The following is a 25,695-nucleotide window of genomic DNA, read 5'->3' on the forward strand; positions in this document are numbered from 1 at the left end:
CGTTCGAGTGCAATCAAGAAAGCTGACTGATGGAATCGTTTTTCTTGCAATCGAACGTGCCTGTCGATGCGTCAAACGATTTCCAGTGGTTTAGCCAGTGGCCATGGCTTTTGCTGGTTGTGTTGAGTCTTCCACTGGTGATTGCGGCGATTCAAACCCGCACGTTCCCGACGCGCTGGTGGATCGCCTTGCTGGCCGCTTCGGTGTGCGTGTCGGTGTTAACCGTATTTTCCGTCTCCTGGCTAGCGATCCTGGCGTTGTTGGACGGATTGATCTTCATCGTCACCACGATTGACTTCGTGCTGTTGTGGTTGGGCAGCGGTGGATCGCGACATGAAAACATCGAGGTCGAACGGGAAATCGCTCGCACAGGATCCCTTCGCGTCCCCGTCGAAAGCAAACTCACCATTCGCAACCGGACGTCGATGCGACTGATCGGTGAATTTCGCGATGACTTGCCCGAACACTTCAGCGCGCATCCTGAAACACACTCGCTTGACCTCGCCCCAGGTTTGGAAACACACGCCAGTGGCGAGTTAACGGCACACCGCCGCGGTGCCTTCGAGCTGGAACATTGTTACTTGCGGATTGAAAGCCCGCTGCGGTTATGGCAGCGTCAGATCACGGTCGATGTCCAGAACCGAATCAACATTTACCCCGATATGAAACAACTATCGGACTACGCGATGCTCGCGCGGACAGACCGATTGAGTTTGATCGGCGTCCGTCGGACTCGCCGCATTGGACAAGACAGCGACTTCGAAAGACTGCGTGACTACACCCGTGACGACAACTACCGCCACATCGATTGGCGAAGCACCGCTCGTCGAAATAAGCTGACCGTTCGGCAATTTCAAAGCGATCAAAGCCAGCGATTGATCTTCATGCTCGATTGCGGTCGCATGATGACGAACGAGCGAGACGGCTACTCGTTATTGGACCACGCTCTGAACGCATCGTTGATGATGGCGTATGTCGCCCTAAACCAGGGTGACGCGGTGGGCATGATTTGTTTCAGCGATCGAATCCATGCCTACATTCCGCCCCGCAGCGGCGCAAGCCAAATGAACCGTTTGTTGCAGGCCGGGTTTGATCAATTCCCACGCATGGTGGAATCGCGATACGACCAAGCGTTTCTGCATTTGAACCAGTACTGCAAACGCCGGTCGTTGGTGACCCTAATCACGAACGTTGTCGATGAAGTGAACTCCGAAGTCGTCGTCGACTACCTATCGAACTTATCCGGCACGCACTTACCACTAGGCGTCTTGCTGCGAGACCGCGAGATGTTTGATGCTGCCGACGCCCCCATGCTGGCCTCACTCGCTGCGGCACAGCAAACCGGTCAATCGGCCACTCAAACGCTGGACGCCAACGAGTCTTCGGTTGATGACTTCACGCTCTACCGGGCCGCCGCGGCAGCCGACATATTGGTTTGGCGGGAAGAGGTGCTTCGTGGTCTTCGCCACCGGGGTGTCCTCGTCGTTGACGCGTTCCCCGACGAATTAACAGCACCGCTGGTCAACCAATATCTGGAAGTCAAAGCCAAACACTTGTTGTGATCGACCGCCGGATATACGGAATGAAACGGTCACACGACGCGGTGAAAATCGCCCCATGATTTCCTTACCGATCCGCCGATCTACTTCATACAGGTGTTTGTTCGGAACCGGAGAGTAGATCAATGTGGCGAAGCTTATTCATGGCACTGGGCATCATGGCGATCATTGTCGGCGTGGAAACCCTCCTCATTGACTCAGCCAACATGTACGCGGCGGCTGAGTCGACCGCAGTCGATTTCATCGATCCGAGCGGGACACCCGCGGTCAACACGCGGGTCTGGCAACCCGGCGAAAAATTTCCTTGGGCCATGCTCGCGATTGGGACGATTGTCGTCCTCTACGCGATCACATTACCCAAACGCTGGCACAGTCACGGCGACGGCTGAACGAGAGCACTAGCTCGATTGAACATTGGCAATGCCCTAGTTCGATCGACCAAACAGAACGCAAATCGGTTGAGGCACCGACTGGGTTTGGCGGATGAAGGTCAGCTCGCCAGTCGTTTGATTGATCTCAAAAACCGTTGCCGTATTGCTATCGCGTCCTGCCGCGATAATCCACTTACCAGTGGGATCGATAGCGAAGTTGCGTGGCCAACCACCTCGGATCGGTTCGATCTCCACAAGAGACATTTGGCCGCTGTCATCAACGCGAAATGCACTGATACTGTCGTGGCCTCGGTTGGCTGAGTAGACAAACTTGCCAGTGGGATGGATCCGGATTTCGGAAGCACTGTTAAAGGTTTCCTTTGCCTTCGCCTCATCCGACAATGTTGGGATCGTTTGGCCCGCAGTCATCGTCCCCGCTTGAGCGTCGTAATCGAACGCGGTAATCGATAACGCCAACTCATTAAGAACATAGATCCGGTTGCCATCGGGACTGAACTTCATGTGCCGAGGACCACCGCCGGGTGGGCAAACGCCAAATCCGTGGTGAGTCAGCGAAGGCTTAGCTGTATCAAGCTTCCAAATCACGACTCGATCCATTCCCAAGTCGGGGACGAACGCGAATCGGTTGTCCGGCGAGGTTCCGGTCCAGTGAGCGTGAGGCGAGTTTTGGCGATTGCCCACGACATGCGATCCAGCGTCCGGCAACAACTCGGCGTGCTCTTTCGTATCGACCAGACGGCTGATCGCACCTTCGTCATCCAGTTGGTACAGCGAAGTTGAACCGCCGCCATACTGCGCCGACATCAACACCTTACCTTCGCGATCGGTCGAGATGTGGGCCGCGCCACCATCGCCGGATTTAGCCGAACTAAGCCATTTCAATTGGCCACCCTCGATCCGGAATGCCGACACGTCGCCGCCTTGCTCAGCGTGCGACGGGCTGCCGGTTGAGTACAAAACGTTCTCGCTGGGATGAAGGGCCAGAAATCCCGGACCGTCACACTGCGCCGCTAACTTGGGCTTGGATAGCTGGCCATTTTCGGTGTTGAGTTTCGCGTAATAGATCCCTTGGCTTTGCCCATCGCTAGGTTTCGCACCTGGTTTTGATTTAGGTGTGATGGTGCCAAACCAAACGTCAATTTGGTCAGCTCGGGCGGAATGCGTCGCCACACTGCAAGACAAGGCGATTAAGAAAACGGACCGGATGCAACCGAAGTGAATCATGTGAGAATTGCCGTTAGCTACGAGTTGGAGGGGAGCCCAATGACTAAATTGGGATCCGCATCATAACTCAGCCATCGCCCCAGTGGGACTCTCACTAACGCCTTCGCTAAAACCGCCTACAACCAATTCGCTTACGACCCAGCGGCCGAAAACTGAACCGCTCGATTGAATCCTAGCCGAGGTAAGAAACCTCGGTGTCCTGATCTGTGATTAATTCAGCCATCAAGTAGCTCCGCAGGCTACTGATCACCTGGCTAACACAAGGCGTGAATCCAGCACTCCGCCGATCACGACTGCGAACCGGTGTCACCGTCACGGTCAATTTGGTTTGCGTCAGTGAAGCACCACGTGTACCTCGCTTGCCTTTCATTTCGCTAATCCGGATCAACGTATTCAGCGTCATTTGATGATCAGCAGCACGTCGTCCCGATCCCCCGCTCACGTTCAACCGTAGCGACAATTCGCTACCGGAAACGTTGATGATTTCGGCACGGTGATCGGCAATGAACCCGCGTAGTTTTTCAACCGCCAAGTCCGTTGGAACCGGCGTGGCGAGCTGGAATTCTTGCTGCTTGTTATCTGTTGACGCCCCGAGCCAACCGAACCAGCCTCCCGATTCAGCTTTCTCTTCCGCTTCGACCAAACCACTTCCCAACTGCACGACCCGGTTTCGACCATTCTCCTTAGCCGTCATCAATGCTCGGTCAGCACGTGCAATGACTGTTTCGGGCGCGTCGCCGGTTTGATATTCAGTGACTCCCATACTGACCGTGACGGATTCGCCATTGAGTCCATCCAGCGGAGTCGTCGAGACGGCTTTTCGAATTTCTTCGGCGCGGCGTGTGGCCGTTGCGTTGTCGCTGTTGATCGCCAGGAATGCGAACTCTTCGCCACCGTAACGAGCAACCAGATCCGAACCGCGCGTGTGGCTTTCGAGCACTTTCGCGAACTGGATCAAAGCTTCGTCACCGGCTTGGTGCCCGTGGATGTCATTGACCTTTTTGAAGTGGTCAATGTCGCACATGATCAAGCTAAAGGTCGCACCTTGTTGCTTTGCCTTGGTGGTGCACTGCATCAGCCGCATGTCGAATTCAGCTCGGTTGGCAGCGCCCGTCAACGGATCGCTGGTCGCCTTTTTATGAAGCGTTTGAATCTGATGCTGCATCTCGGCACGATCCGAGATATCACGCACAATCACAACCGCTCCACCACCGAACTCTTCTTTCACTGGCGCGACCTGCATCAACACGTCACGCCCGTTGGATTCCGCAGCCGACTTCGAAGCCTTTTGACCTTTGACGACGTCTGAATTCTCGCCCGTACTATTTGCGATCAACCGCATCGTCTGATTCACGACGATTTGGCGATCAACGCATTCACGAATCGGGCACACCGTCATGTCGCTGCCGTCACTGCTGAAAAACTTTAGCGTCGACGCATCCCAGTACTGACCGACCGTGGCGGACGCCGCGACCTTGGTCATGTAGGCCATCGAATCATTCCAGTACAAAATCTGGCCTTCTCGATCGGTGAACGCGACGCCGTCGCGAAGCTGCTCGCAAAGGGTTCGGTAAAACGGCTGAGCCGAGGAGGGGCGACTTTTCCCGTCGCTTACTGCTGTGAAACCGGGTACCGAAGAATTGGCTAACGCATCGAAATCGAGGCCGGTGCCGATCGCCGAGCCCCGAGCTTCGGAATTGCTGTTTGCAGTCGAAATGGACCGACCAAACATGAGTTGATTGGAATTCGAACTCGCTTGCAATTGTTGCAACCAGCGATCCACCACACACTCGTGCAACATCTCGGGTCGCTTCTCGAGCATCATTACGAAATCGTGGGTTAACTCCGGATCAAACTGAGTCCCGTTGCCGCGAAACAGTTCCTGCAATGCACGTTCGCGACTGAGCGCCGCACGATAAACTTGGTCGGTGGTCATCGCGTCGAAGGCGCCCGCGATCGCCAACATGCGTGCACCCAAAGGTAACGCTTCACCACGGATCGAATCGGCCTGGCGTCGAGAGTCGTACCAGGTGCTGCCGTACCGCACGATGTCCAGAAGCTCGGCATCGTCGGTGCAGCCTCGTAGGATTTCGCAGCCCAACTCTGGGCAAACGTCCATCGTCATCTGCTCTTCGACGGTCAGCTTGCCTGGTTTACGAAGAACCCGGTCGGGGATGCCAATCTTGCCGATGTCATGCAAAAGTGCCGCAACTTCCACTTGATCGCGTTGGTGACCGCTTAGCCCCAATCGTTCGGACCAGGCTGAACATGAGATTGCTACTCGCAAGCTATGGGCCGCCGTCGGCGCGTGCTTGGTACGAAGTGCATAGAACAGCGAAGTTGCCATGCCCAGACGCACCATCGCCAGTCGATTTTCGAACTGCTGGGCGTTATCCGGGGTCGGCGACGCTGTTTTGCCGGCGCTACTAGGTGAATCGCTCGAAGTGCCGCGACCGGACAGCGGCGTTAGGTCACCCGTGGCGACTTCGCCCAATCCGACCAACAAATCACTCAACCGGGTTGCCGACGAAGTTCCATCGGTCGCATCTAGATCTTCGTGCTGGACTGATTTTTCACGCTCGTCTGCCTTTCCCTGATCAACGTTGTCCTGTTCAACAAAATTCGGCAGCGATTGGTCATGTGTTAAAACTTCCTCTTGGGGGGGCAGGTCTTGTCGCGTTCTCGGAACATTGCTGACGGGGGGCAACGGAACAGCGACTTCAGACGAATGAATTGACGGCAGCGACGAGGCGACAGGATCGTTCATCAAAAAGATTGCTTTTTGCGGTGGAGTTGAGCATGTTTTCGAAAGCCTAGGTCATATCCGTCGCCTTGCCGGCGGAGATTTTGCGACTTCTTTAGGATCCATGACAAACGTCTTGATACGACATGCCTGACGAAACCAGCGTGGCGGACTCAGTCTTACAAACCGAATTATCCATACTTCCGCCGAAAAACTTGCTCTTAAGCCTCGCTCCACTTAACATGCGTTGATAGCGGTGGGGACCGAGCGTGTTAAAACGCCGGCTTTGTACTGCCCCACATTTCTTCCTGCCGAGCCACTGACGTGAGTCTATCCGACGTCGATCGCCAACTGCTTCAACGATGCTTGGACCGTGAACCCCGGGCCTGGCAGAATTTCGTTGATCGCTTTGTCGGCTTGGTCGTCCACGTCGTGCACCGAACAACCTCGGGGCGCGGCCTGTCGATCGACGAGGCCACACGTGATGACTTCGTGTCCGAAGTGTTCCTGGTGCTAATCCGGCATGACTTCGCCGTCTTGCGCCGATTCCGTCGCCAATGTTCGCTGGCTACCTACCTCACCGTCATCGCACGGCGAGTCGTCGTCCGTAAAATACAACAGATGACCCAGGAACCTGCGTCCTCGGCCAACGGTGCGGATCTGGATTCGTTCACTCCGGGGAACGGCGAGGCATCCTCACCGAATCACGAAATCCAGCGGATCGAAAACGCGGAAGTCGTCGAGAATTTGATGACGCGTTTAGATGATCGCGAAGCCAACGTGGTCCGCATGTTCCACTTGGAAGGCAAGTCCTACCAAGAAATCAGCCAAGCCGTTGGGCTGAACGAAAACACAATCGGCCCGCTTCTGAACCGAGCACGCCAAAAGATGGGTTCCTAGCCAAATCTGGCTAAGTGAAACTCGCCGCTACATGCGGTTGGCAGTGCTCTGGAAATGTCGGACCGATGGTAGGTCGACACCGCGTTTTCGAGCCTCGTACCGCAACGCACGCTCAAAGAATGGGAACGCGTAACGTGGATTGCGTCGCAACGCGTACCGCTCGATCGCGACCACCAATTCAAGCTGCAGCTTTTCTTCTTCGACGTATCTGACGATCAGGTCCAAATACTCCCGCTGCGCCGTCGTAGTCGCGTGCAGCCGGTTGACCAACTGTTCTTCCAATCGAGCAACTGGGTCGATTTCAGCCGACAGGGTTCTCCGTGTCGTGATTTGTGCAGTAGCAACATTTGATGTGCTCGCAACCGCCAACGCAAACCCGAAGCTCGCCAAGACCAGGGATCGTTTCATACGAAAAGTCATGGTTCGTCCTTGTGCAATTTCTCGTGCAAATAAACGGGGTGACCGATTGACCGCGATGGTCGCTCGTGCCGGTCGTCTGGTTCGTGGCGTGATGCTGGAAAGCAACGGGATTTGAATTGTTCGTGACCGCGAACAACGGTCTTTCGTAGTCGACCGTTGAAGCCTGCCAGATCCGACGTCTAAGCCGCCTTACGTGCCGGCGGAGCAGACTCGCTGGCCGTGATGTTCGGAACGTTGGCTCGTTTGCGTCGCAAGTCTCGCATCGCGATTGCGTTTTCGTGCAATTGTTCTTCGAGTTGACGAATTCGATTCTGCATCGACGCGTTGGCATCCAAACTGGCTTCCAGTTCGGCGGAAACACGAACCAATTGAGCCCGTAGGTCCTCGGCTTGGTTTTCCAATTGCTTCGCCTGTTTCTGCATCGTCGCAACTTGAGGTTCAAACTGCTTCGCCGCGTCGAGTTGTCCGGTCAATGACTGCAAGTCCGAACGCAAACCGCTGATGATGTCGTTCTGCTCACCGATCTGTTTTTGAATCGCTTCCTGTTCGCTGGTGACGGTGACAATACGGCTATCGCGAAGCTCGATTTCCTTCTGCAGTTTGATTTCGGCTTCTTGCTTGCTGCGTAATTGGGCTGCGGCTCGTTCGAGTTCCGCTGACTTTTCAGCGACCGTGGTTTTCAACTTTTCGAACTCAGGCCGGAATGCTTGCAGTCGTTCGATCTCCGCTCGATGGCGTGTGATGGCATCGTCTTGCTGAGCCACTTTCGCCTGCAACGTTGTCACGAGCTGGTTTTTGGTCTCTAAGTCCTCCGACAACTTGTTGGCTTGCACCTGCATCTGTTCGGTGGACTGATGGATTTCTTGCATCTTGCGTTCGTTCTGGAACTTCAGCTCACCGGCATGTTCCAGTTCGGTTTGCAACGCCTCGATTTGAGCTTCCATCTGACTGAGTGCTGTTTCGGCACTCACACGTCCATCAATCGCTTCTTGGATTCTGGCCGTGCGTTCATCGAGTTGGTCCAACAACTCTTCGTGCTCGCTTTGTAGCGTTTGCACCTGGACTCCCGAAGCCTGCAAGGTCGTTTGCAGTTCGTCGATTTCGTGCTGGCGAGCAGCGTAAGCGGCTTGTTGTTCGGCAACACTTTGAATGGCGACTTCGTGTTGGTCACGCAGCGAATTGTATTCGTTTTGCAATTCCAAATATCGCTTGTCGGCTTCATCGAATTGGTTGGACGCATCGGATCGCTCACTAGCGAACTGGTCGCGTTGATTGATGGCGTGATCGCGTTGCTGGATGACCTCGTCTCGCAAAATCGTTAGCTGATCACAACGTTCGGTAAGGTCATCAATCTGGACGTTCAGTTGTTCTTGCTGCGCGGTCGCTTGACTGTACTGGCGAGCGATATCATCGCGTTGTTGAACCAAGTCATCTCGCTGTAATTCCAACTGCTCGATCTGGTTATTCAGTTCATCTTGCTTGGCAATGGCTTCGTCACGCTGGGCGATCATGTTTTCGTATTGGACGGTTAGCTCATCTCGCTGACCTACCATTTCATCGCGTTGGCCTACCATCTCGTCAAACCGGACGGTCAAGTCACTGCACTGCATTTGTAATTCGCCGCATTGGTTCTTCAGGGCGTCTCGCTGCTCGGTCAAATCATCGCATTGGCCAACCAAGGTCTCGCGTTCTTCCTGCAAACGATCCACCAGCGATTGCAATTGGTCAAGCTTCGCGTTCAGGTCCACGATTTGGCTATCGAGATTGCCGTTGGCATCCAGTCGATCTTCGAGGCGGCCCTCAAGAGTAGTGATTTCGTTCTTGAGCTTTTCGATTTCCGCGTTCAGCTCTTCGTTCGTTTGCGACAGTTCATCCGCCACGGATTGTCGTTGGTTGATCTGAACCCCAGCCAACTCGGTTTCTTCGGCGAGTTGTTGAATCTTTTGCGTGGATTGTTCAAGCCGTTCTTCGCTATCGCGGAGACTGGCTTGCAGTCGTTCGATTTCGACAGCGTGTTGGTCAACCTGTCGATTAGCGGCCTCACATTTTTGCTTGGCATCTTCTGTGGCTAACTGGAAACGACTGCGTTCAGCTTGCAGATTGCCGATTTCCGCCTGCAACGCCTCGGTTTCGCCTTTTTGGCTAGCCAGTGCCTTCCGAAGCGTCTCGGCCTCATTGCGTAGGTCGTCACGCTGGGTTTGATACGAGTCGATGTCCCGCGACAACTCGATGAACTGGTGCTTTCGGTCACGAGCGGCCGCTTTCGCCTTGGCGTACTTCGACTCCGCATCCTTCACCGACTGCAGATCACGTGATCGGTCGCGATACCAAAGCAAATGCCCGACCAGAATGCCTCCCATCACAAACAGGAAAGCCGATAAGAAAGGGATTCCGATCCAGGTACTCATTGCTGACTCCGCGGAGGCTTCATCATGAAGCCACTTTGCCCATTAGTTTCGGGGCCCTCTAAAATTTGGGCCCATGGGTGGTGGGCTCGGTTGTTCGAGGGACATAAATTTGTGCGGCTCATCCGCATTTATGTATCGGGCTGTAGCAATTTGATTCGTCGGATGTCCAGGGCAATCGAATTGTGATCTGCCCCTCGTCTAGGTAGACTTTCTGAAAGCGGGTATGATGAAGGCGGGTCCGGTGATGCACTTTGGTTCACCGTCGTCGTACTTGTTCAGCCGCTCCCACTTGAATCCCACGGAAAACACGAATGTCCTCGATTACTAACCAAATGCAGGGCGATGTCCTTATTTTGGGTTTTACAGATGTAAAAATCCTGGATAGCCAGCGGATCGAGTTGATCGGACGTGAATTGAAAGAGGCTGTCCCGGGAGCAACCAATAGCCGTTTGCTGTTGAATTTCCGAGGCGTTTCGTTCATGTCTTCCGCCATGATCACGAAGCTGGTCATGCTCAACAAACACTGCAAATCGCAGGGCGTCGCCCTGAAATTCTGTGAAGTGTCGCCGAACGTGATGGAAGTCTTCAAAATCACGAAATTGAACAAACTGTTCGACATCCAGGACACGGAAGAAAAAGCGATCGCCAGCTTCGACAAGAAAGGGTGGTTCAGCTGAGCCAATCCGAACAGCTCGGAAATCTGCTGGAACTCGAACGCCAGCAAATCGCGGCCGAACTTCACGACGGCCTGCTTCCCTATCTCTATGCCGCCGCCGCCAAACTGTCGGCGTTGCGAAAATCGGATCCGGACCTAGACACACGTCTTTCCGATGTCGCCCAGTGGGTGGACCAATCCCGTGAAGCCGCTCGGCAACTCATGAGCGGGATCACCGTTCCGCCCGACGTCACTGCCGATCCGCTGAATGCTGCCCACGATTTCCTGACCGGAGTCCTGGTCGCCAGTAACATGGCTAGGTTCGCTTCCGCTGGTCCAAAGACAGCCGCGGCACAGGATACAGATTCGATCTCCGATAACGTGTCGGCAACCGAATCAGCGGCAATACCGCTGATCGACTGGCAGTGCGGCGGTCCGCCTGCCGACTTGCCTAACTCTGATTTTGCGAATGCTGGCTCTCGGGAATCTTGTTTACTTAGTTCCTGTTTGAGTGAAAAGCTCTCGGAGACTGTCGCGGTCGCGGTTTACCGAATCGTGATTGAATTGGTCCGCAACGCTGTCCGGCACGCCGAGGCGACCACCATCCAGGTCTCATGCACTTGCCCCACCGAACCAGCGACGGATTCCGCCAAACAGTTTTCGATTGAAGTTCGCGATGACGGAAAAGGGTTCGACACGGACATCTTTAATGAGGCGATCAGCGGCGGCCTGAAATGGATGAAGGGGCGAGCGGTGCTTGCGGGATTGGACTTGTCCGTACAAGATTCCCGTAGCGACTCGCAGCATCCCAACTGTGGTACCTTGGCGGTGCTGCGTGGACCATTGACGACTGTGTGATCAAAGCGGATTGGCGTTGCATCAAGCTGTCGTCACCGCCGCTGAACATTGCGAAGAACGGGCCATCAAAACCAACCGGTTTTCGCACGCATTACACTGAAAACTTCGTGACCGACCCCGACGGAAGTGAGTCTCAACAGAGTGATATTTTCAGCCAAGAAGTCACTGAAGACCGACCCGCCGAGCCAGCCCCCGGTGGACTCAGATAGTTCGTCCGAAAAACCTGGAACGTCTGGAAAGCCCGGAACGCCGAGTCCAAAATTGCCGGTCGAAATTGGTGATGCTTGGTCAAAATTCAATGAGGTTTCTGCGAAGTTACGTACCGTCATCCGAGGCAAGGATGATGTAATCGACCTCGTCTTAACGTCTCTGTTGGCGGAAGGCTCGATCTTGCTGGAAGATGTGCCGGGTGTGGGCAAGACCACAATGGCAAAGGCGGTCTCGCGGCTCATCAACTTGGAATACCAGCGAATTCAGTGCACCCCCGATCTGTTGCCGGGCGATATTCTCGGCGGTTCGATCTATCGCCCTTCCATCAGTGAATTCGAATTTCGTCCGGGCCCGGTCTTCTGCAATTTGTTGGTCGCCGACGAAATCAATCGTGCTTCGCCGCGAACACAAAGTGCGTTGCTGGAAGCGATGGCGGAATCCCAGGTGACAATCGAAGGCGAGCGTCATCACCTGAAGCGTCCCTTTATGGTGATCGCGACCCAGAACCCGGCTGGTTTCGAAGGCACATTCCCGTTGCCAGAATCACAGTTGGACCGCTTCCTGTTCCGCCTAAAAATGGACTACCCCGATCCGAAGAGCGAAGTCGACCTCTTGCTAGAACAATCCGATCACGAACCTGTATCGCGGCTTGAGTCAGTGATGCATGTCGATGATCTGGAACGTTTGCAAGAATGGGTTCGCACGGTCACCGTCAGCCGCAAAGTCGCCACTTATGTCGTCGCCTTAGCGACCGCCACACGAAATGATGGGCGATTGCGGGTTGGCTGCAGCCCTCGTGGTTGCAAGATGCTGTTGCGAGCCGCTCAAGCTCATGCGGGACTGCGAGGACGTGACTTCGTGCTCCCCGACGACGTTCAATTCTTGGCTCCTACGGTTCTCGGGCACCGTGTTAGCTCCCGAAATGCCAGCAATTCGCTCGATGAGACCAAAACGATCATCGATTCAGTGGTCGGACTGACTGAAATCCCGGTCTAGCGATTAGCGATTAGCGATTAGCTCACAACTCTCTTATAACGAGCCCTTCGGCAAGGGTCGTTTCGGTTTTCCCGCTATTTAGCTTTTCCGCCGACACAGCAATCTCTCCGGTGATTTCCCTAGCGATTTCCACCGAACAAGCGTTTTGATCGCCAACTAGCGGGTATTTCGGGTCCACACAGGTTTCCCGCGACAGAACAGGCCTCTCATGGCCGATCGTTCCCCCTAGAGACAATTTCGCCTCTCCCAAGCCACCCATTCGGACTAAAATGCATTGGACAGCACCCTCGAGCTGGTTCCAAGCGGGAATTGACTTGTCGGTAGACCGACTATCGGGCAAGTTTAGGTGGACGAACCGAACCAATGCAGCGGCCTCGGAATCCCAACCGAGCCGCCCACTTGGCGAATTCGCTCCGTAATAATCTGTGGCGGCTGATTTATGAATATGATTGTCAACAATAAGAACACCCATCCGATCGACTCCGCAGCGGAAACGCATGCGACCGATGCCTGCGATGAATCGATCATTTATTACTACGAAGATCTGCACGAAGGACAGGTTTGGGAAAGCCCCAGCCGCTCGATCACCAGCGAAGACGTTGAGAATTTCTCCGCTTTGACAGGTGACTTCGACCCGCTTCACAAAGGCGACCTTGCCAAAGCTTCTCCGTTTGGCCGCCCAGTGGCTCACGGATTATTAGGTTTGAGTGTTCTGGCTGGCCTCAGCACCGAACATCCTCGAGCAGCCACCTTGGCGCTTGTTGGAATCAGCGATTGGCAATTCGAAAACCCAATCTTCTTCGGTGAAATCGTCCACGTCGTCACCGAGGTTACCGCGATTCAGCCCCACGGTCGTCGTGCTGGACGAATCACCTGGCTTCGCAAGCTCGTCTCTGACGACGGCCGCACGCTTCAACAGGGATGCTTCGTGACGCTGGTGGCCTCCAAAAGCCGCAATCGGCCTAGCAAACAATCCGCGCCCCGTTCTAGCTACGCGAATCAGTCCAGCACTTCCGCGACACCGAACCGTCCGCGATAGTCACCGGTGTTCTCAGCCACCCGACAGACCACCACTTTGGATCCCTTCGCTGCGGATCCCCCTTCAAATAACTCCGCTTAAGTCAACTTAGTGAGCCAACGATTCTCTGAAGCCCCAATCTCTCGTTTGGTTGGATTCCAGGTCCACCCTGCCGATGAATCTGCCGAAGCGGAAGGGAAGCTAGGTCAAGCGGTTGTCGATATTCAGTGCGGCCCGCAACACCACAATCCGATGGGCCGTGTCCACGGTGGCCTGGTTTCGGCACTTGCCGACGCCGCCATGGGGATCGCGTTTGGTCGCACGTTACTAGACAGCGAAGATTTCTCGACCATCGAGATGAAGGTCAGTTTCATTCGCCCCGTCCGCGAAGGGCTTTTATCGGCCAGCGCTTCAGTAGTCCAGCGTGGCTTGCGAATCGGGTTCGTGGAATGCACCATCACCGATCAACGCGGCAAATTGGTCGCAACCGGATCATCGACCTGCACGGTGCTGTCGAAATAGGACCAGTGGCAAACTGGATTCACAAACCGAATCGGTGCTTGCGTCCTTTCTGGCCCCTTCCGATTTCAACCTAACCAATCCACAACGCCGCTCGGGCTAGTTGCAGCCAAGCTTGACCGGTCGGGTCGGACATGTCGAAATCCTTAATCGGGATATACGCCTTCCGGTTATCCACTAGCCGCACCGGAACGGACGAGTTCTTTGCAAGCTGTTCGATCCGTTGCCGATTGGAATACTCCAAAACGATGAAGCGATCATTCGACGTGATCGCAGCGATTCCCCACGCGGCGGCATCCAGTCGCATCTCACACAATTCGATCACGCGTTTCGCGGCATCGGGAAGCGGCCCAAAACGATCGATCAGCTCCTCGCGAAACGCCGCGATCTGCTCCGCGCGATCAATCCGGGTCATCCGTCGATAAAGATCGATCTTATGCCGCAGGTCGGGCACGTAGTCATCTGGCAAGTAAGCCTCAATCGGCAAATCGATATCCACCTCGGCCGATAACTTCGGCGGCAATTTCTGTGCTTGCCGCACTGCGTCTTCCAACAACTGGCAATACATCTCGTAGCCAACCGCCGCGATGTGCCCGCTCTGTTGGCTGCCCAGCAGATTACCAGCACCGCGAATTTCCAAGTCACGCATCGAGATGGCAAAACCGGCACCCATTTGCGAATACTCTTCAATCGCCCGCAAGCGTTTGCTGGCTTCCGGCGTCAGGTGCTTCGTCGGCGAGACCAGCAAATAGCAATAAGCTTGATGCTTGTAGCGTCCCACACGCCCTCGCAATTGGTGCAAATCAGCTAGCCCATATCGATTGCCATCGTCGATGAACATCGTGTTGGCATTGGGGATATCCAGACCGCTTTCAATGATCGTCGTGGCCAACAACATGTCGAACTTGTGGTCAATGAAGTCGACCATCACCTGTTCCAGTTCACCTTCGCCCATTTGGCCGTGTCCGATCCCAATCCGAATCTCGGGAACGACCTCTTTGATCTTGGCCGCTAAGTCGTCCATGTCGCCAATGCGGTTATGAACGAAGTACATCTGGCCGCCCCGGTTGAGCTCTCGCACGATCGCCGACCGCACCAACTTAGGATCCCAGCGGGTGACCTTGGTCTCGACGGCCATTCGCTCAGCCGGCGGTGTTTCCAAGTTGCTAATATCGCGTGCCCCGACCAACGCCATGTGTAACGTTCGAGGAATCGGTGTAGCCGAAAGCGTCAACACATCCACGTTGGTGTGCTTCGACTTCAATCGTTCTTTCACTGCCACGCCAAAGCGTTGCTCTTCGTCAATGATGACAAGACCAAGGTTATTGAAATCAACATCCTTGCTGGCAACGCGGTGCGTCCCCACCACGATATCCACCTTCCCGCGGCGAATCTCTTTCACCGTTTCGCGCTGTTCCGTTGCCGTGCAAAAGCGTGAAAGCTTGCGGATCTCGACCGGAAACTCCGCCATCCGATTGCAGAACGAATGGTAGTGCTGTTCGGCGAGCACTGTCGTTGGCACTAACACCGCGACCTGATATCCCGACGTGACCGCCTTGAAAGCCGCACGCATCGCGACTTCGGTTTTACCAAACCCAACATCACCACAAATCAGCCGGTCCATCGGCCGGTGTGATTCCATGTCTGCCTTCAACGCATCGATCGCCGTCGCTTGGTCAGGCGTTTCCAAATACGGGAAACTGGCATCAAACTGACGCTGCCATTCATTGTCCGGATCAAACGTGATGCCTCGCTTGGTCGCCCGCTTCGCTTGCAACTCCAGCAACTCGTCGGCCATGTCGACCACCGCCGACTCAGCAGCCTTGCGTTGGTTGGTCCACGAAATCCCACCGATCTTGGCGAGCCGAGGACGCGTCTTGGTCCCACCCACATACCGCTGGATCAACTGAATCCGCGTCGCCGGAACGTGGATCTTCGTGCCGCCGTCAAACTCGATCGTCAGATGCTCTTGATGCTGGCCGTTCTTTTCGATCGAGTGCAAGCCTCGATACAGACCGATCCCGTGCGAAAGATGGATAACCAAGTCGCCAGGCGTCAGTTGCAAAAAGCTATCGATCGGTTTGCCGCGAACCCGAGTGGTGGTCCGTCGCACCGGACTGCGATGAAACAGCTCCGCCCCGGTCAACACCAACACTTCGGCTTGTGACAATCGAAAACCGCCACTCAGGTCGGACACAGTCATGTGCAACCGTCCCGACTTTGCGGCCTCCGTTTCCGCCAACAACTCCGTCAACCGTTGACCATCAGCCGGCGTGTCGCCAACCACGATGACTTCATGGCCCGCCGCAACGCTATCGACCCGTGTCTTCGTTTCATCCAGTGAGGCTGCAAAGCTATCCGCGCCAGCGGTTTGCAAGTCGATCACATCGCTATCGTTGCCACTGGCCAACAAGCTGCCGGTGACCACACGGTGACTGTGTAAGCCAGCCAGCAATTCCGACATCGTGACGAAACGTTCCGTCCGAGCGACCCGTTTCAGCAACGCGTCACTGGTTGCCTGGCATTCCGCCGGATCCACTAACAACACCACCGTGTCTTCGGGCAAGTAATCGACCACCGTCGTTTCGGCCCCCACCGTGTCCTCTTGATAGACTTCGTTGGGATCGACGGAAACAGGCTCGGGGGACTCTGCGTCGGGATCAAAATGCTGATCCGCTAACGAGGGTGGCGGCGGTCCATCGGCTCCGATCGCGGCGATTTCTACGCGGCTGATGGATTCATTACTTCGCTGAGTCGCTGGATCAAACCGACGAATGGATTCGATTTCGTCACCAAACCACTCAATCCGAATCGGAGTCGTTTGGTCGGGCGAATGAATATCGAGCAAACCACCACGGCTAGCGAACTCGCCGGGCACCTGCACCGCAGTCGTATTGGCGAATCCGGCTTCGGCAAGCCACTTCCGAATCGATTCAGGGTCCACCTCGTCGCCCACCGACAAAGTTCGTGTCGCACGGGTCAGGCGATCGACCGAAGGAACCTTTTGAATCGCCGCGCCAATGTAAGCGGTCACCACTAGCGGATCGGGACTCGCGTGGTCTCGGCCCCGCAAAGATTGCAATACCTGCAAACGAGCCGCGTAGTCAGCATCGCGAATCGACGAACCCGTTCCGTCGCCGGCCGACAACGGCAACGCCACTACATCCTGGATCCCGAACGATCGCACGTCCCCAGCCACAATGTCTGCATCCACCGCCTGCGGCAACAACACCAGCACGTGCGGGGCGTGACGGGTCAACGTGGCCGCCAACAGGCCACGGATCCCGCCCCACACGCCCGAAAACGCCAGCGGCGTGTCCCGCTTTTGTTTCTTAACCGCGGACTGAATCCCAGCGGTGGCATCCAAAATGGCCGGTACGTCGTGCAGACTCCGGATTTGAGGCGGGCGACGACTCTTCGACTTAGTTTTCGACGGGCTTTTCGGCTGGCTTTTGCGTTTCAGGGGGATTTTGCTTTCCAGTGGAATAGAGCTTTCCAGTTCAGGGGTTTCTAGCGGGTCATTCGTTTCCATCGCAGCAGCGGTTTCCGACGAACGACTGGCATCCGGAGATCGACGGAGGTTGGAACGATTAGCGGGAGGCACGGCAAGACCATCGGTGGCGGCTTTGAAGCTCAAAACGTATCCTGATCATACGAATCCGCCTAGCTCAAGGTGGACGCTCCCCGCTTTTGTCCCTCCCTACTCCTGCACACCAAGACACTTCATGACTATAGGAATTGGAATCGTCGGCGTTGGTATGATCTCGAATTTTCACGCCAAAGCCATCGCTGATAGCCAAGACGGAAAGCTGGTTGGCTGTTTCAACCGCAATTTTGATCGTGCCCAAGAATTCGCTCAAAAGCACGGTTGCCGAGCCTTCGAGACGCTCGAAGCCATGCTTGCCGATCCCGAAATCCAAGCCGTATCGATTTGCACCCCCTCGGGCGCTCACCTCGAACCCGCCGTGGCCGCCGCACAAGCTGGCAAACACGTCATGGTCGAAAAGCCACTGGAAGTCACCGCCGAAAAGTGCGACCAAATCATCGACGCCTGCAAAGCCGCCGGCGTGAAGCTGGGCGTGACCTTCCAAAGCCGTTTCCACGAGTCGTCACAGTTGATGAAAAAAGCCATCGACGAAGGACGCTTCGGCAAGATCACCCTCGGCGATACCTACGTGAAGTGGTACCGCAGCCAAGAGTACTACGACAGCGGCGCGTGGCGCGGCACGTGGGATCTCGATGGCGGTGGAGCCCTGATGAACCAGGCCGTTCACAGCGTCGATTTACTGTTGTGGTTGATGGGCCCGGTCAAGCGAGTCAGCGCGATGATGGGCACCATGACCCACGAACGGATCGAAGTCGAAGACACCGTCGTTGCCAACATCGAATTCCAAAACGGTGCGTTTGGGGTCATCGAAGCCACCACGACCACCTTCCCCGGTGCACTCAAACGAGTGGAGATCGGCGGTAGCGAAGGCAGTGCCGTGCTGGAAGAAGAAGACCTGACCCAGTGGACGTTCGCCAAGGAAACCGACGAAGACGAAGCCATCCGTCTTCGCATGGCGGGCAAGACCGAAACCGGTGGCGGCGCCGCCGACCCGGCCGCAATCGGACACCACGGTCACACCGCCGTGTTCAACGATTTCCTAAATGCAATCGCAACCGGCACCCAGCCCCAAATCGATGGCTCCGAAGGTCGACGCAGCATCGAGTTGATCTGTGCAATCTACGAGAGTGCTCGTACCGGCCAAACCGTAACTCTCTAGATCAACCTTTTTCCCATAACTCCCGTAGGCCGGATGAAGGAGGCTCCGCGACGCACATCCGGCATCCAACATCCCGGCATCCAACGGAAAACGCCGGCTCATCGCCTCCGGCTCGATCCGGCCTACTTACATGAAGAAGCCCAACCGCTTCCCCCCCAAAAAAACGTTCGAAAATCAACTCACTTCGCCCCTTCCAATTCACCCCATCTCGGAAACCATTCATGGCTGCATCGGCGACCTACGCCCATGACCAACACAGTCCCATTGGCCTATTAGGTCGGCTGCGGATTTGGAAGATGATCTTCAGCGTTGCGCTGTCCGAGCGTCTGGTCTACCGGGGCGACTTCGCGCTGGGCACGCTGATGCGTTTCCTGCCCATCGTCACGCAAATCTTTTTGTGGTGGGCGATCTTCGATTCCATCGACGCCACTGGCATCAGCGAACGCTCCGAACAATTGGTGGCGGAAAACCCAAGCGGCGAACCCACTGCCCAAATCGGCGGGTTCGGCTTCCGTGACATGGTGGCGTATTACCTACTGACCATGATCGCCCGCGCGTTCTCCAGCATGCCCGGTTTAGCATCCGGCATCGCCCAACAAATTCGGGAAGGCGAAATCAAGCGGTACCTAATCCAGCCCATCGACTTGATTGGTTTCCTGTTGCTGAACCGAATCGCACACAAGATCGCGTACTACGCGGTCGCCTTCGCTCCCTTTGCACTGGTGTTCTATCTCTGTCGAGATTACTTCGTCAGCGGATTCCCACCTCTGCATTTGTTCTTGTCTTTCCTTGCGTCGCTCGCGATGGGATTTGCGATCGGCTTCTTCCTGGAAGCTGCAATCGGCATGATCGGCTTTTGGTTCTTGGAAGTCTCCTCGCTCCTGTTCCTCTACATGCTGTTCAGTTTCTTCCTGTCCGGCCACATGTTCCCGCTCTCGCTGCTACCCGACAACATCGAGTGGTTCGTCAACCTACTGCCACTGAAGTATCTCGCTTACTTTCCCGCTGCGGTGTTCCTAGGGAAGATCCCCGAAGACGAGTTGGCCGGCGAAATGGCAATGGAAGCTGCCTGGCTGATCTTCTTCATCGTCGTCTGCCGGTTTGCCTACGCTCGCGGTGTTTCTCGTTATAGCGGCTACGGAGGCTGATCATGTTTGCAGAACTGAACCGATACCGCCGCGTCTTCCAAACGTTCGCTCGCAACAGCCTGGTGCGAGACATGACGTTCCGCACGAACTTCGTCATCGAATGCCTCAGCAGTCTGGGCTGGACAGCGATGAACGTGGGCTTCTACCTGATCATCTTCCAGTACACGTCGACAATCGGCGCGAACACCGGATGGGACCAGGAAAAGTTCTTCCTGTTCCTAGCAACGACCTGGTTCATCAACTCAATCGTGCAGGCATTCTTCATGCCCAACGCGGAAGAGTTCAGCGAGCTGATTCGGACGGGCGGTTTGGACTTCGCGTTACTGAAACCGATCGACACGCAGTTCCTGATTTCGTTCCGTCGGGTTAGTTGGAGTTCGCTGGCGAACTTTGCCGCTGGAATGGTGATCATGGTGGTCGCCCTCTCGCGATTGGCCGGCCGCGAAGTCGCCCCCTACGTCCCATCGCTATCCGCGGTCGTGCTGTACGTCCTGTTTTGTGGCTGCGGCGTTGCGATCATGTACAGCCTAATGATCTGTTTGTCGGCGACCAGCATTTGGCTGGGACGCAATCAAACGCTATACAACTTCTGGTTCTACATCACCAACTTCAGTCGCTATCCAATGGAGATCTACAACCGCGGCTGGGGCACGCCGCTGTACGGACTTTTCACCTTCGTGATTCCGGTGCTAGTCGTGGTAAACGTCCCCGCCCGACTGCTCGCCAAACCTATCTCCCCACGCAGCGACACCGAATGGATGCTAGTCGGCTGGGCGCTGATCGCGACCGTCCTAAGCGTCCTCTTCAGCCGCTGGGTCTTCCGCACAGCCCTAGGCAGCTACCGCAGCGCCAGTTCCTAGGCGTCCAACCGCTGGAGTCCAGCCTTCAGGCTGCAAAACACGCAAAAACGCGGACTCCAACAAACACGCCCAACCCACAAATCGACTGAAACCAAATCACCAGTTGATCGGCGGTCCAGAACGTACCCGTTCTCAACGAGACCACGGTGCCAGAGTGCGGAACCTCGCACGAGAGCCATCGCATTACACGACCTCTCCGGCTCACCAGCTTAAACACCTGTGAAAAACCGAAATCCCCGTCTCCGCGCATCCGCAAAAGCGTGAAGCATTCCCGCACGTCAACTTCTCCCGTGCAGTCAAGTCCCTGGGTTACCACGAAATTCACCGGATCCGCTTGACTCCAGGCGTCGCATACGCAAACTTAGCTTCCCCCGATGGAGAGGCACCCCACCTCCAAGCCTACGTCGATGCACCCTGAAGGAATAAAGGTGTCCGGCACCGATTCCAGGACTCGGTCGCTACATTTGCTCTGAAATTCTGCGACCTGAGATGTAAACGGTACCGGACACCTTTTCCGAACCCGAGAACTAGAAAACGACGTAAAATTTGCAAATGAGCGCGTACTTGATCCTGGCAATCCAAAGAGTGCTAAAAAGGTATTCTTTAGCCCAAACATCCTCAAAGAATTTGACAAGTTCTACACACGGGGGTGACGATTAAATGCGCTCGAGTATGGGATCTCTGATGCGGTGTTTGCCTATGGCAATATAGCACCACCGCTCCAACACGCTTGCCCGCTGATGCCGTGTGTTACCCGACTTGATTTCGCAAACCTTCCATTCCTGAGAACGAAATTGTCCGACCCGATTCTCGTAGCGTTTAAAGGCGTAAAGAACGTCTACCGAAACTATTGCGATACACCGGAGGTGGGCAATCCCGCAGCGGTAAAGGCCCTTCAAGAGGAGTTCGATGCTGAACCGCGATTGCTAACCTCCGAGGCCGCGATCTGCATCGACAGATTTATATCTGCAGAGCTTGATTTCACCACCTCGGGTATGCGGGGCTTGGGTAGAGTTGGCGATCACATTCCACGCTTTGCGGCAAAGCACCGCGAAGTATTTCGAAGGATGTCATTTGATACCTATCGCAAACTAAAAGCTCTGTTCCGCAACCACATTACGACTGGCTATCTTTACTGCGAATTTATAAACCGAATTAATCGGGAGACAAATATTCCACATAGCACGGGCGAGTTGTTCGATTTCTGGCTTCCAATGGTGTTTGTTCCGCCGAAAATCCTGGATCCTCAGGACCAGTCCACGGAACAGATTCAAGCGATATGGTTCGAGTCAAATGGCATTCGCATTCACAGCCTATGGGCTTCCCTTGGGCTGGACTGGACGCGTAATGGCGTCGGCACCGATCATGCGATCATAACACACTATTTTGACGCGGGGATGACCCTTCGATATGCCGAGCAGATCATCGGGCGAAGCGGATAACGATTCAAAGACTCGTTTCGGACTCCTTTGAACAGGAAAAGGTGCCGGATACAAATGGCACGGGGGCGGAAAAGGTGTCCGGTACGAATGGCACGGGCGTAAGCCTAAGCTGCTGTGGCGAAACGGTTTCGGTTCGGATTGCGCGGATAGGTCATCAGTCGGTAGTTCTTCCGCCGTCGCTTGAGTTCTCGTTTTTCTTGTCTACCGGGACGGTTGCCAACACTTAACTCGGAGATCACTTCAAGCAGGTTGTTCCATTGCTCTTCTCGTCGGCCTGACCTGAGCCGCAGGGTCGGAAAAGGTGTGGGTCGGGAAAGGTGTGCGGTACCGTTTTTCGATTTCTGAAGATCATCTTTTGACTGGGTTCTTTTTTGGGACGTCCACGTGGCCTCATTGTTGATTCCAAATGGAATGTTCTGGCAATGTGTTCCACCCACGGACACAGGATAGGTGTCGGAAACCTTTGATCGCTGACGCACTGATATCGGATAACGAACGGTTCCAACGGCGACCGCGAGCTAGCGTTATCAAAGTGGTAAATCACTCGCGTGTTCTCGCTGGACCGAAGCGTCTTGCAGCTTACCAAACCCTAAACGAAACCGACACAAAGGGCATATCACATGCAACTACTCACACGGCAATCGCTCGTTCTTTCCACCATCGCTCTACTTGTCATTGCAACGTACCGGATCGCGATGGCTGATACTGCTGCGAGCCCCCAACTTGAAGAAGTTCACGACTTCGGTGATTCACCGTGTTTGGTTGCCTACAACCTCCGAGGCGGGGATGTCCAGCGAACGGTTCTCACGAATGCTTCATTCGTCGACATCAGTGGAAAGCGTTTTCTGGGTGGCATTGTCTCCGATGATTACACCAGATTCACACGTGTCGAAGTCGTGGCAGCGGGAACCCAGGCGTATATTGCGTTCGACCGCATAGCCTGCATTGAACTCCTCGACGTATTGAATACCAAAAGCGGAACACAGCGTTGAGGATCAGATCAAAGAGGGAGGCGATCAAAGGGGCAGGCGCCGAATGCCGCTCAGCTGGTTTCCAAATGGCTTTCAAATCCCTGAAATACGCATCCCCCAGCAGCCATTGCCGGCGTTATCGCCGTTTCAGAATCAATCCGAAAACTAGAGTAGAATGGTTCTGACCCGATGGGGTGCTCAGGTGGACAGCACAGCCTGCCCGTAGTGGATTCCGATAGCAATCGCTTTGTTGGTTAGCATTCCCACGATGCCCTTTCCATGAATACGTCACCTGAAAGCCGCGCACGATTCCAGTGGAGGCTGCGATTGAATCTGCATAACAGAAGTTGCCGATCGACGATGAGACCTCACCCCATCCGCTTCCTTTTGACGCTGATGATTGCCTTGTGGGGACTTTCAGGCGGGAACGTACAAGCAAGCGAACAAGACTTCGTCCAGAAGGTTCAACCGTTTCTGAAAAATCACTGCCAAGAGTGCCATGGCCCGGCAAAAGAAGAAGGCGGAATTCGCGTTGATCAACTGAACTGGAATTTGGATGACTTGGCAAGCGTCGACGATCTGCAGAATGTCTTGGACGAAATTGTCATCGAGTCCATGCCACCGGAAGGCCAGCCCCGCCCTTCGGCCAAAGAACTAATAGAGATCACCGAAGTTCTCGGCAGACACATTGCCCAGGCCAAAGCGAAACACAGTTCCGGGGGCGGTAAACCAGTACGCCGGCTCACGAGAACGGAATACGTCAATACGTTGTCGGACTTGCTGGGCGTTCATGTTGACCCGAAGCAACTTCCTCAGGACGGCAACACCGGTAGCTTCGATACTCAAGCCGAGGCTCTCTATACCACGGACATGCACATCGAAGCCTGCCTTGAAGTCGCACGCAAAGCAGCAAAGCGATTCATCGCTAGTCGCAACAGCGAGCCGGGACAAAAGAAACTGAAGAATGCGGCGATGCGACTGTCGAAGAAAAAGACATTTGGCATCAAGGGAGATGACGTCCCTCCCGCCGGTCACCAAATTGCTCGTCTGGTATGTTGGCGGAAAGATCCGAGTTCTTCCACTCGAGTTTACTTTGGGCCACGTCTTACACCGATCTTCGAGGTCACGGGTACACCTGATGCTCCACAGCACATTGACTACACGTTCCACGAACAAGGCAAAGTCGAATGGAAGGCAAGTCCGGAAGTGGTCGTTGGAGAAATACAAAACTTTCAGGTCATCAATCCGCAGCCATACGAATTTTTTGAAAACGTCCGCAGCCGCTACGGTGATCGAGTTCCGGACTCAGCCGCCGACGATTTGATTTTGCAATTCGTCACGATGATGAACCGCGGTCGTCGGGTTGATCGTAAATTAGTCAGCGATCTGCACGAGAGCTTTCGCATCGGACGCCAGAACGGCGAAACGTTTTGGCAAGCGATGGTGGAACCAATGGCACTTTCGATGTGCACGATGGAAGCAATGTTTCACTTCGAGAACCGAGGCGCGGCCAAGCAGTCCCGCTACGTTTCGCCAGTCGAAATGGTCAATCGGGTTTCGTACTTCCTGTGGCGTTCCGCTCCCGATGACGAGTTGATTGGTTTGGCCCAGTCCCAAAAATGGTACGACCCCGAAGTTAGGAAGCAGCAGTTCGCCCGGATGGTGAAGGACCAAAAGTTTGAGCGTTTCCTGGAAGACTTTGTCACTCAGTGGCTCGAACTCGACCGGCAGGATGAGGTCGCCGTCGACGAAAGAGTGTTCCGCGACTTCAACCCCAACGCCAAAGAGTCGCTCAAACAAGAAACGGTCCAGTTTGTTTCGCATGTGATTCGCGAAAATTTATCGCTCCGCAATCTGATCGATTCTGACTTCATGCTGGCCAACGGTTTCACAGCCGAACATTACGGGCTTTCCGGAATTAGCGGCAATGCATTTCGTGTTGTGCCGGTACCCGAGGGTTCAAGACGAGGCGGCATTCTCACTCACGCGGGCATCATGATGCAGACGGGAACGGGCGACCGAACCTCGATCGTGGAACGCGGTGCGTTTGTGGCAAGAAAACTACTCAACGATCCACCGGGAACGCCACCGCCGCTGGTCGATGAACTGCCAACCACGGGTAAAGCAGTCGCGACAATGACGGCGGTGGATTTGATCAGCATGCATCGCAAGGCTCCGCAATGCGCCTCATGTCATAACAGTATCGATCCTGTCGGTATGGGACTGGAGGAACTCGACGCGGTGGGACTTTTCCGCACCGTGGACCAACGACTCAATCCCAACATCGACAAGTTGAGTGCACGTGATCGCCGCAAAGGCAAAAACCTAACCATCGAACTGCCTCTGGAAATAAATGGTCGGGTTCAGGGGCGACGTATCCGCGGGGTGGATGGCTTGAAGGAAGCCTTGCTTTCCAAGGATCATCAATTGGTGCAGGCGTACATCGAAGCATTGCTTTCGATGGCCAACGGACGCACGGTAGGCGTCGCTGACAAGACCATTATCGACGATATTGTCAGAAGGGCGAACGCCGCCGATTTCCCCGCACTTTCGATCCTCGTTGCCGTGTTAAGATCGGACGCGTTTCGGACCCACTAAGTTTCGAG

At 55.1% G+C, this 25,695-nt stretch carries 19 protein-coding genes; 14 read left to right on the top strand and 5 right to left on the bottom strand.

What is annotated here, in order from left to right; translation table 11 throughout:
- Window positions 1–29 precede the first annotated feature (29 nt).
- Both ACR3ZL_RS23880 and ACR3ZL_RS23885 read left to right on the top strand, forming a co-directional pair.
- The gene (locus ACR3ZL_RS23880; RefSeq protein WP_473650585.1) at window positions 30–1,562 is read left to right on the top strand and encodes a DUF58 domain-containing protein; all 1,533 of its coding nucleotides are present in this window, start codon (window positions 30–32) and stop codon (window positions 1,560–1,562) included.
- Between the two features lie 122 nt (window positions 1,563–1,684).
- Window positions 1,685–1,948: a hypothetical protein gene (locus ACR3ZL_RS23885; protein ID WP_473650584.1), complete on the top strand. Its 264-nt coding sequence runs from the start codon at window positions 1,685–1,687 to the stop codon at window positions 1,946–1,948.
- A gap of 36 nt (window positions 1,949–1,984) precedes the next feature.
- On the opposite strand, the gene ACR3ZL_RS23890 is transcribed toward ACR3ZL_RS23885, so the two are convergent.
- The gene (locus ACR3ZL_RS23890) at window positions 1,985–3,175 is read right to left on the bottom strand and encodes a lactonase family protein (protein ID WP_473650583.1); all 1,191 of its coding nucleotides are present in this window, start codon (window positions 3,173–3,175) and stop codon (window positions 1,985–1,987) included.
- Window positions 3,176–3,347: 172 nt separating this feature from the next.
- Complete coding sequence (locus ACR3ZL_RS23895; protein WP_486173023.1) at window positions 3,348–5,942, bottom strand: sensor domain-containing diguanylate cyclase/phosphohydrolase; 2,595 nt, start codon at window positions 5,940–5,942, stop codon at window positions 3,348–3,350.
- Between the two features lie 300 nt (window positions 5,943–6,242).
- On the opposite strand from ACR3ZL_RS23895, the gene ACR3ZL_RS23900 reads away from it, so the two are divergent.
- The gene (locus tag ACR3ZL_RS23900) at window positions 6,243–6,818 is read left to right on the top strand and encodes an RNA polymerase sigma factor (RefSeq protein ID WP_473650579.1); all 576 of its coding nucleotides are present in this window, start codon (window positions 6,243–6,245) and stop codon (window positions 6,816–6,818) included.
- 27 nt (window positions 6,819–6,845) lie between these two features.
- On the opposite strand, the gene ACR3ZL_RS23905 is transcribed toward ACR3ZL_RS23900, so the two are convergent.
- Together ACR3ZL_RS23905 and ACR3ZL_RS23910 are read right to left on the bottom strand one after the other, a co-directional pair.
- On the bottom strand, window positions 6,846–7,238 hold the full coding sequence (locus ACR3ZL_RS23905) for a hypothetical protein (RefSeq protein WP_486173024.1): 393 nt from the start codon (window positions 7,236–7,238) through the stop codon (window positions 6,846–6,848).
- A gap of 179 nt (window positions 7,239–7,417) precedes the next feature.
- The gene (locus ACR3ZL_RS23910) at window positions 7,418–9,646 is read right to left on the bottom strand and encodes a coiled-coil domain-containing protein (protein ID WP_473650577.1); all 2,229 of its coding nucleotides are present in this window, start codon (window positions 9,644–9,646) and stop codon (window positions 7,418–7,420) included.
- Between the two features lie 311 nt (window positions 9,647–9,957).
- On the opposite strand from ACR3ZL_RS23910, the gene ACR3ZL_RS23915 reads away from it, so the two are divergent.
- The 5 genes from ACR3ZL_RS23915 (at window position 9,958) to ACR3ZL_RS23935 (ending at window position 13,905) form a co-directional block, all read left to right on the top strand.
- On the top strand, window positions 9,958–10,323 hold the full coding sequence (locus tag ACR3ZL_RS23915; RefSeq protein WP_473650576.1) for an STAS domain-containing protein: 366 nt from the start codon (window positions 9,958–9,960) through the stop codon (window positions 10,321–10,323).
- Complete coding sequence (locus ACR3ZL_RS23920; RefSeq protein WP_473650575.1) at window positions 10,311–11,159, top strand: sensor histidine kinase; 849 nt, start codon at window positions 10,311–10,313, stop codon at window positions 11,157–11,159. The genes ACR3ZL_RS23915 and ACR3ZL_RS23920 overlap by 13 nt, the downstream gene beginning before the upstream one ends.
- Before the next feature lie 195 nt (window positions 11,160–11,354).
- Window positions 11,355–12,365 carry an AAA family ATPase gene (locus tag ACR3ZL_RS23925; RefSeq protein ID WP_486173608.1) on the top strand — a complete coding sequence of 337 codons (1,011 nt, stop codon included), beginning with the start codon at window positions 11,355–11,357 and terminating at the stop codon, window positions 12,363–12,365.
- A gap of 439 nt (window positions 12,366–12,804) precedes the next feature.
- Window positions 12,805–13,404, top strand: coding sequence for a MaoC/PaaZ C-terminal domain-containing protein (locus tag ACR3ZL_RS23930; RefSeq protein WP_473650573.1), 600 nt, complete (start codon window positions 12,805–12,807; stop codon window positions 13,402–13,404).
- A gap of 90 nt (window positions 13,405–13,494) precedes the next feature.
- A complete protein-coding gene (locus ACR3ZL_RS23935; protein ID WP_473650572.1) occupies window positions 13,495–13,905 on the top strand; it encodes a PaaI family thioesterase in 411 nt (136 codons plus the stop codon).
- Between the two features lie 70 nt (window positions 13,906–13,975).
- Here ACR3ZL_RS23935 and mfd read toward each other — a convergent pair whose 3' ends face one another.
- Window positions 13,976–17,539 (bottom strand): transcription-repair coupling factor, encoded by a 3,564-nt coding sequence (mfd, locus tag ACR3ZL_RS23940; RefSeq protein ID WP_473650571.1) that lies wholly within the window; start codon window positions 17,537–17,539, stop codon window positions 13,976–13,978.
- 88 nt (window positions 17,540–17,627) lie between these two features.
- Between mfd and ACR3ZL_RS23945 the strand changes: the two genes are divergently transcribed.
- From ACR3ZL_RS23945 to ACR3ZL_RS23970, 6 genes are all read left to right on the top strand, one after another.
- Entirely contained in the window at window positions 17,628–18,668 is a 1,041-nt protein-coding gene (locus ACR3ZL_RS23945) for a Gfo/Idh/MocA family protein (RefSeq protein WP_473650570.1), read from the top strand.
- Between the two features lie 221 nt (window positions 18,669–18,889).
- Window positions 18,890–19,816: an ABC transporter permease gene (locus ACR3ZL_RS23950; protein WP_473650569.1), complete on the top strand. Its 927-nt coding sequence runs from the start codon at window positions 18,890–18,892 to the stop codon at window positions 19,814–19,816.
- Between the two features lie 2 nt (window positions 19,817–19,818).
- On the top strand, window positions 19,819–20,676 hold the full coding sequence (locus ACR3ZL_RS23955; protein ID WP_473650568.1) for an ABC transporter permease: 858 nt from the start codon (window positions 19,819–19,821) through the stop codon (window positions 20,674–20,676).
- A 794-nt stretch (window positions 20,677–21,470) separates the two neighbouring features.
- Window positions 21,471–22,118: a hypothetical protein gene (locus ACR3ZL_RS23960; RefSeq protein ID WP_473650567.1), complete on the top strand. Its 648-nt coding sequence runs from the start codon at window positions 21,471–21,473 to the stop codon at window positions 22,116–22,118.
- Between the two features lie 620 nt (window positions 22,119–22,738).
- Window positions 22,739–23,110 carry a hypothetical protein gene (locus ACR3ZL_RS23965; protein WP_473650566.1) on the top strand — a complete coding sequence of 124 codons (372 nt, stop codon included), beginning with the start codon at window positions 22,739–22,741 and terminating at the stop codon, window positions 23,108–23,110.
- Window positions 23,111–23,449: 339 nt separating this feature from the next.
- On the top strand, window positions 23,450–25,687 hold the full coding sequence (locus ACR3ZL_RS23970; protein WP_473650565.1) for a DUF1592 domain-containing protein: 2,238 nt from the start codon (window positions 23,450–23,452) through the stop codon (window positions 25,685–25,687).
- Window positions 25,688–25,695 lie beyond the last annotated feature (8 nt).

Source organism: Rhodopirellula sp. J20-39, assembly GCF_057365095.1.